Annotated in this window: 11 protein-coding genes; 4 read left to right on the top strand and 7 right to left on the bottom strand. The window is 72.4% G+C overall.

Annotated features, from left to right (window positions below):
- Window positions 1–46 precede the first annotated feature (46 nt).
- The 7 genes from ACZ7LT_RS09970 to ACZ7LT_RS09940 all read right to left on the bottom strand — a co-directional run bounded on the left by ACZ7LT_RS09970 (window position 47) and on the right by ACZ7LT_RS09940 (window position 8,101).
- On the bottom strand, window positions 47–691 hold the full coding sequence (locus tag ACZ7LT_RS09970) for a pyridoxamine 5'-phosphate oxidase family protein (RefSeq protein WP_471235493.1): 645 nt from the start codon (window positions 689–691) through the stop codon (window positions 47–49).
- A 36-nt stretch (window positions 692–727) separates the two neighbouring features.
- On the bottom strand, window positions 728–1,975 hold the full coding sequence (locus ACZ7LT_RS09965; RefSeq protein WP_471235492.1) for a globin domain-containing protein: 1,248 nt from the start codon (window positions 1,973–1,975) through the stop codon (window positions 728–730).
- A gap of 202 nt (window positions 1,976–2,177) precedes the next feature.
- On the bottom strand, window positions 2,178–3,029 hold the full coding sequence (locus ACZ7LT_RS09960) for a 2-hydroxy-3-oxopropionate reductase (protein ID WP_471235620.1): 852 nt from the start codon (window positions 3,027–3,029) through the stop codon (window positions 2,178–2,180).
- Between the two features lie 75 nt (window positions 3,030–3,104).
- Window positions 3,105–4,310, bottom strand: coding sequence for an NAD(P)/FAD-dependent oxidoreductase (locus ACZ7LT_RS09955; RefSeq protein ID WP_471235491.1), 1,206 nt, complete (start codon window positions 4,308–4,310; stop codon window positions 3,105–3,107).
- The gene (locus ACZ7LT_RS09950; RefSeq protein ID WP_471235490.1) at window positions 4,307–5,716 is read right to left on the bottom strand and encodes an NAD(P)/FAD-dependent oxidoreductase; all 1,410 of its coding nucleotides are present in this window, start codon (window positions 5,714–5,716) and stop codon (window positions 4,307–4,309) included. Before ACZ7LT_RS09950 ends, ACZ7LT_RS09955 begins: the two co-directional genes overlap by 4 nt.
- Window positions 5,713–7,809, bottom strand: a complete 2,097-nt coding sequence (locus ACZ7LT_RS09945) for a molybdopterin oxidoreductase family protein (RefSeq protein WP_471235489.1) — start codon at window positions 7,807–7,809, stop codon at window positions 5,713–5,715. Before ACZ7LT_RS09945 ends, ACZ7LT_RS09950 begins: the two co-directional genes overlap by 4 nt.
- Window positions 7,802–8,101, bottom strand: coding sequence for a hypothetical protein (locus tag ACZ7LT_RS09940; RefSeq protein ID WP_471235488.1), 300 nt, complete (start codon window positions 8,099–8,101; stop codon window positions 7,802–7,804). The genes ACZ7LT_RS09945 and ACZ7LT_RS09940 overlap by 8 nt, the downstream gene beginning before the upstream one ends.
- Before the next feature lie 199 nt (window positions 8,102–8,300).
- On the opposite strand from ACZ7LT_RS09940, the gene ACZ7LT_RS09935 reads away from it, so the two are divergent.
- The 4 genes from ACZ7LT_RS09935 (at window position 8,301) to ACZ7LT_RS09920 (ending at window position 12,216) form a co-directional block, all read left to right on the top strand.
- Window positions 8,301–9,332, top strand: a complete 1,032-nt coding sequence (locus tag ACZ7LT_RS09935) for a lytic transglycosylase domain-containing protein (protein WP_471235487.1) — start codon at window positions 8,301–8,303, stop codon at window positions 9,330–9,332.
- Between the two features lie 60 nt (window positions 9,333–9,392).
- Window positions 9,393–10,439, top strand: a complete 1,047-nt coding sequence (locus ACZ7LT_RS09930) for an RNA polymerase sigma factor (RefSeq protein ID WP_471235486.1) — start codon at window positions 9,393–9,395, stop codon at window positions 10,437–10,439.
- A gap of 83 nt (window positions 10,440–10,522) precedes the next feature.
- Window positions 10,523–11,449 carry an ABC transporter ATP-binding protein gene (locus ACZ7LT_RS09925; protein WP_471235485.1) on the top strand — a complete coding sequence of 309 codons (927 nt, stop codon included), beginning with the start codon at window positions 10,523–10,525 and terminating at the stop codon, window positions 11,447–11,449.
- Window positions 11,446–12,216 carry an MlaE family ABC transporter permease gene (locus ACZ7LT_RS09920; protein WP_471235484.1) on the top strand — a complete coding sequence of 257 codons (771 nt, stop codon included), beginning with the start codon at window positions 11,446–11,448 and terminating at the stop codon, window positions 12,214–12,216. The genes ACZ7LT_RS09925 and ACZ7LT_RS09920 overlap by 4 nt, the downstream gene beginning before the upstream one ends.

The raw sequence follows: 12,216 nt of genomic DNA, 5'->3' as shown, positions 1-12,216 counted from the left end.
CCGGCCGCCCGGCGCCCAGGATCCCTGGCCGCCGGACGGCCGCCGCTCAGCCGGGCCGGTGCGCGGCGCTCTGCGCGCGCAGGGCGTGGCCCGCGCCGTGGCGGGGGCCGGTGAAGTAGTCCGTGTCCTTCGGGCGCGTGGCGTCATGACCGGCGGGCCGGGGGGCCGGTTCCAGGTGGGGTATGTACTTGGAGCAGTGGATGTACGCCTCCTCGACGCTCACATGCACCCACATCTCCGGACTGCGCCCGGGCGCCACGTCGGTGGGCAGTGCGGGGTGGAAGGAGCGCAGGCTCGCGTCGGTGTAGAGCCGGGCCACGCCGTTGACATGCAGGCCCACGTGGTGGTGGGTGAAGTCCACGAAGAGCATGCCCAGATGGGGGTTCTCCATCATGTTGCCCGCGCTGGCGAGCACACCGTTCCCGCGGAATTCGGGATAGGCGAGCGTGCGGTCGTCGATGACATGGACGAACCCCGGAGGTCCGGCGCGGAAGCTGGCGTCGCACTCTCCGTGGGAGTCGGCGGTGGCCAGGAAGACCATGGCCTGACGGCCGATGAAGTCCCGCATCTCGGGGGTGAGATACGGGCGTACCTGTTGGTCGTAGAACCGGGCGGCGCGGTCGGCGGTCCCCAGTTGCTGCTGCAGCTGGTGTTCACCCGCGGATCCGAAGGGCGGCGGAGGCAAGGGCACGGGGCGTTCTCCTGGCAGGACGGACAAGCGCTGGGCTCAGGGGATGGACAGGACGGGGGTCTCGTACGGGTCGTGATGGATACGATCGGGCAAAGTGCCGCCCCGCGTGAGGGTTTCCTTGGCGGAGACGACCATCGGGATCGGGCCGCTGAGATAGACGTCGTGCTGGTACCACGGCCCGTACTCGGTCAGCACCTCCGGCAGGGATCCCCTGATGCCGGCGATGTACTCGTCGGACACCGCGCCCCTGATGGTCAGCCAGTGGTACCGCTGGGCCATCCGGAGCATGTCGTCGACGCCGTACAGCTCGGCGCCGGTCCGGGCGCCGAGGAACAGGTCGACCTGGTGGCGCTCGCCGCGGCGGGCGACCTCTTCGACCAGCGCGCGGATGGGGGCGAGGCCGGTGCCGCCGGCCACGCAGAGCAGGTCGCGGTGGACGGCGGCGTCCAGGACCATGTCCCCCATCGGGGGCCCCAGCTGGATCACGTCGCCCACGGCCGCCCGGTGCACCAGCACGCCGCTGACCGCGCCGCCGGGCACCGCCCGTACGTGGAAGGTGAGCGTGCCGTCCTCACGGGGCGCGTTGGCGGGGGAGTAGTAGCGCCACTGCTTCGGCCACCAGGGCGTCTCGATGCTCACGTACTGCCCGGCGGCGTACTCGTAGCGCGTGTGGGGGCGGACGGTGATCTCGGCGATGCCATGGCCGCGCGAGACGCGGTGCACGACCGTGGCGGGCCAGACGGCGGGCCGTATCGCCTCGTCCTCTTCGGCGGCGCTGATCATGACCTGGGCGACCGTGCCGTACGCCTTGGTCCAGGCGGCGGCGATGTCCGCGGTCCACGCGGGGCCGGCGTAACGGGCGAGGGAAGCCAGGAGGCACTCGCCCACGGCCGGGAAATGCTCCTTGAGCGTGCCGAACTTGCGGTGGTCGCGCCCGAGATGTCCGCAGAAGCGGACCAGGTTCTCCGGATCGTCGACCAGGTCCACGATGCGCAGCAGCGCGCGCAGCAGGCGGTCGTGCTGGGCGTCCATGCCCGGCGGGAACATCGGCCGGACCTCGGGGTAGCGGGCGAAGAGGATCGCGTAGAAATAGACCGTCATGTCCGTGGCGACGGGCGCGACCACCGAGACGGAGGCCCGTATGAGCTCCATCTCATGGGCCGACAGAGGCGGCTCGGCGGCCTGCGGCTCCGTGGCGTACGGCGCCGGGGCGGGTATGGGGGCCTGGTCCGCCGCGGACGGGTGCGCGGAGGCGCGACCTGAGCGATTGATCCGGAATCTCACGGGACCAGCGCGCCTCTGTCCGATATGCGGCGTGCCGATCCGTCGGTGGGGCCCTCACGGAACCCTTGTCCCAGGGAAGCGGCGATCGGCACGTCGACATTGGCGAGCATGAGTCCTCATCGGGCAGCGTCATGGAAACGGATCAAGTGGCTCCGGACGCTACATGACGGCGTGAGTACTCAGAAGTAGCTAGGGCGACTCCCTACCGCCGACCGTGTCCGCTGAGGAGTTCCACGGTGCGGAGCATGGCGGAGTGGTCGAGGTCCCCGTCACCGCGGGCCACGGCGGAGGCGATGAGCTGGGCGGCGGCGGTGCCGAGGGGGATGGCGGCGTCGAGGGTGCGGGCGGTGGCGGTGACGATGCCCATGTCCTTGTGGTGGAGGTCCATCCGGAAGCTGGGCGTGTAGTCGCGTTCCAGGAAGTTGGTCTTCTTGCGGGTGAGGACGTGGGAACCGGCGAGACCGCCGCCCAGGACGTCGAGGGCGGCTTCGAGGTTCACACCAGACTTCTCCAGGAAGACCACGGCTTCCGCGCATGCCTGGATGTTGACCGCGACGATGAGCTGGTTGGCGGCCTTCACCGTCTGGCCGACGCCGTGGGGTCCGCAGTGCACGACGGTCTTGCCGAGCGCTTCGAAGACCGGCCTGGCCTCCTCGAAGTCTGCGGCCTCTCCGCCGACCATGATCGACAGGATCCCTTCGATCGCACCGGTCTCACCGCCCGCGACGGGCGCGTCCAGGACACGGACGTCCCGCTCGGCGGCCTTGCGGGCCAACGCGATCGAGGCCTGTGGCGCGATGGTGGACATGTCGATCAGCAGCGTCCCGGGCCGGGCGGCCGCCAGGATTCCGTCCGGGCCGTAGGCGACTTCCTCCACCTGGGGAGAGTCCGGAAGCATGGTGATGACCACGTCGGCGTCGCGGACCGCTTCTCCAATCGTCGCCGCGCTCTGCCCGCCCGCCGCCAGCAGGGGGCCACTCCTGCCGGCCGTGCGGTTCCAGCCGCGCACGGTGAAACCGGCGACGGCGAGGTTCACCGCCATGGGGCTGCCCATGGTGCCCAGGCCGATGAAGGCGATCGTCTGCAAAACAACGTTCCTTTGTCGTGGCATGCGGAAGGTGACCCCGGGTCAGGGGAGGAGGATCTGTTCCAGATCGGCGGGCGGCAGGCGGCCGACGAAGGACCCAAGGGGTAGCGGCGAGCCCGTGTCTCCGGCGAGGATGCCGCCCAGGAGCGCGCCGGTGTCCGGTCGCAGCAGGACCTTGGCGTAGCGGGTGTCGTCCTCGGCGAAGACGACTTCGAGGGCCTGGCCGTCCTCGGGGCGGGTGGTGCCGAAGGTGGCGACGTTCACGCCGAGGAGCTTCAGCGTGGTCGAGGTGGCGTCCGCGCCCTCGAAGGGTTCGGTGTCCTGTCCCAGCAGTTGGCGTGCCACTCCGTCGGCCATGCGGTACCCCGGCGCGACCAGGCCGTAGCAGCGACCCTCTACCGCTGCGCACTCGCCGATCGCCCACACCTGCTCGTCGGACGTACGGCAGTGGCGATCGACGAGGATGCCGCCGCGTTCGCCGCGCTCCAGGCCCATGGGGGCGGCCAGTTCGTCCCGCGGGCGGATCCCCGCCGCGAAGACCACCAGGTCGGCCTCCACGGCCGTGCCGTCGGAGAGGGTGACCGCACGGACCGTACCGTCGGGGTCGGCGTCGACCGACGCGGTGGCGGTGGCGCAGTGCACGCGCACACCGAGGCCGGCGACGTGCTGGTGCAGCACGCGCGCCGCACCCGCGTCGAGTTGGGCCGGCATCAGGTGGGGCGCGGTTTCCACGATGTGGGGGCGCATGCCCAGCAGTCGCAGGGCGTGGGCCGCCTCCAGGCCGAGGAGCCCGCCGCCGACCACGACGCCCGGGCGGCCGGGGCGCGCGGCGGCGCGGATCGCGTCGAGGTCGTCGAAGGTGCGGTAGACGAAGCAGCCGGTCAGGTCGCGCCCGGGCACCGGCGGGACGAACGGGCGGGAGCCGGTGGCCAGCACCAGGGCGTCGTACGGGATCCGCTCACCCGCGGCGGTCCGGACCGTACGGGCCGCCCGGTCGACGGATGCCACGGGGCAGGACAGCCGGAGCTCCACCCGGGGGTCGCTGAGCACGTCCTCTCCGGCGAGGATGAGGTCGCCCCGGCTCTTGCCGTCGAGGTACGAGGACAGGCCGACGCGGTCGTAGGCCGGGACGGCCTCCTCGGCCAGGATGACGATGCGCCAGGCGGCCCCGGTGTCCAGGGCCCTCAGCCGGTCGACGAGCCGGTGGCCGACCATGCCGTGTCCGAGGACGACGAGTGTGCGGGTCACAGGGCTTCCTCCAGTACGTTCCCGGTCTCGTGCGCCCACGAGCCGCAGAGCCCCTTCACCGTCCGGCTGCAGCCGCCGCAGCCGGTCGTGGCCCGCGTCGCCGTCGCGAGAGCCGTGACCGTGCGGGAGCCCGCCTGCCACGCCCGGGCCAGGGCCCGTTCCGTGACGTTGTTGCAGAGGCAGATCAGCGCGTCCTCGCCGGCCTCGGCGCTGTCGGACGCGGGCCGTGGCGGCAGTCCAAGGAGCAGACCCAGCCGGTCGGAGGGGAGCCGCTGCCCGCGCCGGTGGAGGAGACCGATCGTGGCGATGGCCTGTGGAAGGCCGAACAGCACGGCGGATACGACGCGTTCGTCGCGCAGCGCGAGCCGCGCGTACCGCAGGTTGGCGCGGTCGGTGAGCGTGACCAGCCGGCTGCCGGGCTGTTCGAGATCGGCCGGCGCGCCGATGCAGGACACGTCCGCCACCTGGGTGCGCAGGCGCAGAGCGGGCGGGACGGGCTGGTAGGCCGCGGTCCGGCCGGTGAGGATCTCGGCGAGGGTGTCGGCCTGCTGCCAGGCGGCGGTGATGCCCGCCATGGTCCGGCCGTCGTGTTCGGCGCAGTCACCCATCGCGTGGATCCGGGGGTCGCTGGTGCGCAGCTGGCCGTCGACCACGATCCCGTCACGGACGGCCAGCCCGGCGGCTTTGGCGAGCCGGGTGTCGGGGGCGGCGCCGGTGCACAGGACGAGCGTGTCCGCGCGGAGCGTGGTCCCGCCGTCCAGACGCAGCCGGCCCGGTGTGCGGCGCACGGCGGTGCTGCCGCCGAGCACGCTCACCCCTGCCTGCGCCAGCCGCTCGGTGAGCATGCCGCCGCAGGTCTCGCCGAGCCGGTCGTACATCGGGTGCGGGTCGGCGCAGACGAGGGTGGTGGCCGTGCCACGGGCGGCCAGCGCGCCCGCCGTCTCCACGCCCAGCGGCCCTCCGCCGAGCACCACGACGTGCTCCCCGGTGATCCGGCCGCAGTCGGCCGCGGTACGCAAGGTCGTCACGCCCGGGGCCAGGCTCCCGTCGGAGCCGGTGACGCCGGGAACACCGGGTATCAGGGGGCGGGCCCCCGTCGCCAGGACCAGGGTGTCGTACGGGTGGACGACCTCTTCCCCGTCCACCTGGGCCCGCACCCGGCGCCGTTCCCTGTCGATGCCGGTCACGACGGTCCCCAGGTGCACCCGGGCACCGGGCAGGGACGGCAGGTGTGTCGCCTCGGGGGCGAGCAGGCCGGCGACCACGGAGGGCAGCAGCGGCCGGTGGTGCGCGGGCCGCGGATCGGCCCCCAGGATGGTGAGCGTTCCGTCGTGGCCGTGGTGGCGCAGGCGTTCCGCGAGCCGGTGGGCCGCCGGGCCGTTGCCGACGATGAGGACATGACTCACGGCGTCACTCCTCGAACGGGGGCGATCCGTACGGCGCACACCTTGAATTCGGGCATGCCGCTGCGCGGATCCAGAGCCGGGTGGGTGAACAAATTGGCCCGGCCCACGCCAGGAAAGTGGAAGGGGACGAACACGGTGTCCAGGCGCATCGTCGCGTCCACCCGGACCCGGGCCGTCATGGACCCGCGCGAAGAGGCGACCAGCGCAAGCCCCCGGTCCACCAGGCCGGACCGGGCCGCGGTGTCGGGATGGACCTCGACGAACGCCTCGGGAACGGCCTCGTTCAACTCCGCGACACGGCGGGTCTGCGCCCCGGACTGGTAGTGCGCCAGGACCCGGCCCGTCGTGGCGCAGAGGGGGTACGCGGAGCTGATGTCCTCCGCCGGCCCCCGATGATCCACCTCGGTGAAGCGTGCCCTGCCGTCGGGGTGCGCGAACCGGTCGAGGAAGAGCCTCGGCGTGCCCTGATGCGGCTCCCGGGAATCCGGGCAGGGCCAGTGCAGGACCTCCCCGGCGTCCAGCCGCTCGTAGGAGATACCGGAGTAGTCGGCCTTCCCGCCCCGGGACGCGGCGCGCAGTTCCTCGAACACGGCCCGCGGCGCGGTGGGGTAGCGGCTCGCCGGCTCGCCCAGCCGCACCGCGAGGTCGTGCACGATCCGAAGATCACTGCGCACCCCCGCGGGGGGCGGCAGCAGCGAGCGGCGGCGTAGGACACGGCCTTCGAGGCTGGTCAGGGTGCCTTCCTCCTCGGCCCACTGCGTGACCGGCAGCACCACGTCGGCCATACGGGCCGTCTCGGAGGGCACGAAGTCGGCCACCACCAGCAGATCGAGGGAGGCAAGCCGCTCGGCGACGCGGGAGGCGTGCGGGGCCGAGACGACCGGGTTGGAGCCGAACACCAGAAGGCCCCGCGGCCCGTCCTCGCCGCCCAGGGCGTCCAGGAGTTCATAGGCGCTGCGGCCAGGGCCCGGCAGGTCCCCCGGCGCCACGCCCCACACGTCGGCGACATGGGCGCGGGCCGCCGGATCGGTGAGAGACCGGTAGCCCGGCAGCTGGTCGGCCTTCTGCCCGTGTTCCCGGCCTCCCTGCCCGTTGCCCTGCCCGGTCAGGCACCCGTACCCGCTGCCGGCACGTCCAGGCAGGCCGAGGGCGAGGGCGAGGTTGACGAACCCCGCCACGGTGTCCGTGCCCTTGCTGTGCTGCTCGACCCCGCGCCCGGTCAGGACGTACGCGCTCCGCGCCTCGGCGAGCATCGTCACGGCTTCGCGCTGCGCGCCCGCCGGAACGCCGGTGATCTCCTCGACCCGCTCGGGCCACCAGGCCATGGCCCGGCGCGCCGCGGCGTCGAAGCCGCGGGTGCGCTCACGGATGTAGTCCTGGTCGAGCAGCCCGTCCACGACGGCGATGTGCAGCAGGCCGAGGACGAGCGCGAGATCGGTGCCGGGAGCGGGCTGGAGGTGCAGGGCCGCGCGCTGGGCCGTCGCCGTGCGACGCGGGTCCATGACGATCAGCGCGGCCTGCTCCAGGTGCTGCATCAGGGGCGGCATGGTCTCGGCGACGTTCGCGCCGGCCAGCAGGACGGTCTGCGCTCCCCCGAGGTCGGTGACGGGGAAGGGCAGGCCTCGGTCCAGGCCGAAGGCGGCGTTGCCCGCCGCGGCGGCGGACGACATGCAGAAGCGGCCGTTGTAGTCGATCTGGCTGGTGCCCAGCGCGACGCGGGCGAACTTGCCCAGCATGTAGGCCTTCTCGTTGGTCAGGCCGCCGCCACCGAACACCGCCACCGCATCGGGACCGTGCCGGTCGCGGATCGTGCGCAGGCCCTCGGCCACCGTGTCCAGCGCGCTGTCCCAGGAGGCCTCGGCGAGCCGGCCGTCCGGGCGGCGCACCAGCGGCCGGGTCAGCCGGTCGGTGACGGTGAGGACATCGGGGGCGGTCCAGCCCTTCTGGCACAGCCGGCCGCGGTTCACCGGGAAGTCGGCCGGCCGTACTTTCACGCCGACGTCCCGGTCACCGCTCAGCCGCGTACCGCATTGCAGCGCGCAGTACGGGCAGTGGGTGTCGGCCTCCGGTATGGGAGGGGGCAATTCAGACATGGGTGTTTTCCCTGACGACGCCTGCGGCGTTCTTGTCGTGCGCGGCCGTGCGGCGCAGGTAGACGGTCCTGATCAGTGCTATGCAGAGCATGTAGTACGCGAGAAAGGCGAGGAAGGCGGGGGTGCCGGAGCCGGACCCGTCGGTGTACGAGAGCTTGAAGGCGACGTTGATGGCGGTGCCGCCGAGCCCGCCGATCGCACCGGCGATGGCGATGACCGCGCCGGACAGGCGGCGCGCGCGGGCGAAAGAAGCCTTCGGCTCCTCGGCCGTCGGCTGGTACGTCTCGGCCATGGCCGCGCTGTCCCTGATCTGCGTCCTCGCCCTCCCAGAAACCCGCGAGCGCGACCTCGACACCTGAGCCCACCCATTCCGCGATCGATGCGACGGACCCGCCCCCTCCCCCCGTAGAGCAGTCGGTGGAAACGAACGCGAGCAGGAGGGGGACCGGCGTATGGCGCGGCGGTTTGCAGGGCGAGTACGCAGAGGTGTGGTGGCCGCGACGGTCGCCGCGACGGCCATGGCGGCGCTGACCGGGTCACAGGCGCCGGGTCTCGCCGCGCGGGCCGCCGGCCCCGAGGCCGGCACGGCACCGGATCAGGACACTTCGGGTGATGGGCACTATCTGAGCGAGCTGCCCCCGCTGCGGGTGCACAACCCCGTCGGTACGCCCCCTGCCGGTGCCCTCTTCGTGGCGGACGGCGGCCGCGGGGCTCTTCCCGCCACGGTCTTCGCCGCGTACCGGCGGGCGGAGGCGGCGCTCGCGCGGTCCACCCCGGGCTGCGCGCTGCGCTGGCAGTTGCTCGCCGCGATCGGGCAGGTGGAGTCGGGCCAGGCGCGGGGTGGAAGGGTGGACGCGGCCGGTACGACGTACACGCCTGTCGTCGGACCGCAGCTGAACGGCCGGGGCTTCGCCCTGATCCGGGACTCCGACGGCGGCGCGTACGACGGCGACCCGTCCTACGACCATGCCGTCGGCCCGATGCAGTTCATCCCGTCCACCTGGGCCCGGTGGGGCGCCGACGGCAACGGCGACGGCAGGGCCGACCCCCACAACGTCCATGACGCGGCGCTCGCGGCGGGCCGCTACCTGTGCGCGGGCGGGCGCGACCTCTCCCGGCGGGAGGACCTCGATCGCGCGATCCTCGCCTACAACCGGTCCCGGGAGTACCTGAGTCTCGTCCTGTCCTGGTACGGCTACTTCCTGGACGGCCACCGCGTGGTGCCCGACCTGGGCGGTGCGGATTCCGGTGCGGATCCCGGTACGGATACGGGGCCGGCCTCGCCCTCCGGCACCGGGCGGACCGAGCGGCGCGGCCCGGGGCCCCGTACCGGCGCGGCGCCCGAGCCGACCCCCAAGCCCGCACCGGCACCGGCACCGAAACCGTCACCCGAACCGACCGCGCCCCCGGCCCCGACGCCGAAACCGATGCCCACGCCCGTGCCCAAGCCCCTGCCTTCCCTGGTCACCGAGCCTGTCGACCGGGTTCTTCCGGGCGCCGGGCGGCTTCCCGGCAACGGTTAGGACTCACTCGCGCGCCACCCCCTCCACAACACCGGGTACCCGCCGGTAACGTCCCAGGGCATGGCAACGGACATCCGTGACGACGCGGCCGACCTGCGATGGCAACGTATGTGGAGCCACCGCGAGCAGCTGCTCAAGGTGGCGCGCCGCAGGTCCATGAGCGCGGAGGACGCCGAGGACGCCGTCCAGGAGGCGATGGTGCGCGGCGCGCTCCACGCGCACCTGGACGACGAGCGCCTCGGCGCGTGGCTGACCACGGTGACCATGCGGCTGTGCGTCGACCGGCACCGCCAGGTCCGCCGCGAGGCCGAGGTCGGCAGTGCTCCGAAGCTCGCCGCCCCCGGCCCCGTCCCCGTCGAGGAGGTGGTGTGCGACCGGGCGGAGGCCAGGTGGGTGGCGTTCCGGAGCAGGGAGCTGCCCGCCCGTCAGGCGGAGGCGCTCCGGCTGAAGGCGGAGGACCGGGACGTCGACCAGATCGCCCGGGAGATGGGGCTCAGCTACCAGGCCGTCGAGTCCCTGCTCGCCAGGGCCCGGCGTACGCTGCGCAACTCGCTGGCCGGCACGCTGGCCCTTGGCCTGTGGCTGATCGGCCGCGGGCGGGACCAGGCGGCGCAGGCGGGAGTCCCGGCCCACGCCCTCGCCGCGACTTCGGCGGCGACGCTGGCGGTGGTGGGCCTGGTGGTCATCCCGTTCGCGTACGACGCGGACCCGCCGCGGTCCGCCCGCCCTGCCGTGTCGCAGCCCGGGATGGAGAACGCCGGTGACGACGCGCCGGCCACCACCCCCTCCGTACGTCCGGCACACCCGGCACAGCAAGCACCCCGGGCCGCTGACGCGTCACCCACCGTCCTCCCGCCGCGTGTGTCGCCCTCACCCCCACGCCTGCCCGTGCCGGTGAAGGTGCCCGAGGTGGCCCTGCCGGAAGCCGATGTCGAAGGCGTCCTGCCGAAGGCGCCGGCCCCACTGCCGTCCCTGCCCGCCGCCCCCGCCGCGTCGGCACCACCGCTCCCGGCCCCCGACCCCAGCGCCGTACGGAACGAAGTACGCGACGACGTGCGAAACGCGGTACGGAACGCCGTACCGGATCTCCCGCCCCACCTGCCGTAAAAAATCTTCGGTTCTCCGCGACGGACCCGGCGCCCCTCCCCGTAGAGCAGACGTACGAGCCGCTCCGCTGAAGGGTGAACCGGATGGGTGTCGAGATCTGTGTGGAAGGGTTGACCAAATCCTTCGGCCACCAGGTCATCTGGCAGGACGTGTCCCTGACGCTGCCCGCCGGTGAGGTGTCCGTCATGCTCGGCCCCTCGGGCACCGGCAAGTCGGTCTTCCTGAAGACACTCGTGGGCCTGCTCAAGCCGGAACGGGGATCGATCCGGATCGCCGGGCAGGACATCACCAAGCTCCGCGAGCACGACCTGTACGAGGTGCGCAAGCTCTTCGGTGTGCTGTTCCAGGACGGCGCCCTGTTCGGGTCGATGAACCTCTACGACAACATCGCCTTCCCGCTGCGCGAGCACACTCGCAAGCCCGAGAGCGAGATCAGACGGATCGTCCTGGAGAAGATGGACATGGTCGGTCTGATCGGCGCCGAGGAGAAGCTGCCCGGCGAGATATCCGGCGGTATGCGCAAGCGGGCGGGCCTGGCACGGGCGCTGGTCCTCGACCCGGAGATCATCCTGTTCGACGAGCCGGACTCGGGACTCGACCCGGTGCGGGTGGCCTATCTCAACCAGCTGATCGTGGACCTGAACGCGCAGATCGACGCGACCTTCCTGATCGTCACCCACGACATCGCCTCGGCCCGCCAGGTCCCGGACAACATCGGGCTGCTCTTCCGGCGCGAACTGGTGATGTTCGGACCGCGCGAGAAACTGCTCACCAGCGACGAGCCGGTCGTACGGCAGTTCCTGAACGGCCGGATGCAGGGGCCGATCGGCATGGCCGAGGAGAAGGACGCCGCCCAGGTCGAACAGGAGCTCGCCGGCCTGGGCGACGACGACCACCCCGCCCCCGCCATGACACCGCGCCTGCTGCCCAGCCCCGGCATCACCCGCCCGCCCCGCTGGCAGGCGATCGCCGACCGGGAGCAGCGGATCCGGGAGGCGGCGGACGTATGAGCCTCTCCCCGACCGGAGCCCTCCGCCACTGCGGCAGCCTCTTCGCCATGGCCCTGGACGTTCTGCGTACCCTGCCCCGACGCCCCTTCCAGGTGAGGGAGTTCATCCAGCAGGCGTGGTTCGTCGCGTCCGTGACCATCCTGCCCACGGCTCTGGTCTCCATCCCCTTCGGCGCGGTCATCGCCCTGCAGATCGGGAGCCTGACCCGGCAGCTCGGCGCACAGTCGTTCTCCGGCGCCGCCTCCGTCCTCGCCGTCCTGCGGGAGGCGTCCCCGATCGTCACGGCGCTGCTCATCGCCGGGGCAGGCGGCACCGCGATCTGCGCGGACCTCGGGGCACGCAAGATCCGCGAGGAGATCGACGCCATGCAGGTGCTCGGCATCGACCCGATCCACCGCCTCGTCGTCCCCCGGGTGCTCGCCACGATGCTCGTGGCGGTGCTGCTCAACGGACTGGTCTCGGTGGTCGGGGTGGCCGGCGGCTACTTCTTCAACGTGGTGATGCAGAACGGCACCCCCGGCGCCTACCTCGCCTCCTTCACCACGCTCGCCCAGCTCTCCGACCTGTGGGCGGCCGAACTGAAGGCGCTGGTCTTCGGCGCCATCGCCGCGATCGTCGCCTCGTACAAGGGACTGACCGCCAAGGGCGGCCCCAAGGGCGTCGGCGACGCCGTGAACCAGTCCGTGGTCATCACCTTCATGTTGCTGTTCGTGACGAACTTCGTGCTGACCGCCGTCTACTTCCAGATCGTTCCGCAGAGGGGATGA

Source organism: Streptomyces sp. NPDC039465 (assembly GCF_055639315.1).
This window is presented reverse-complemented; position numbering and strand designations above follow the sequence as displayed.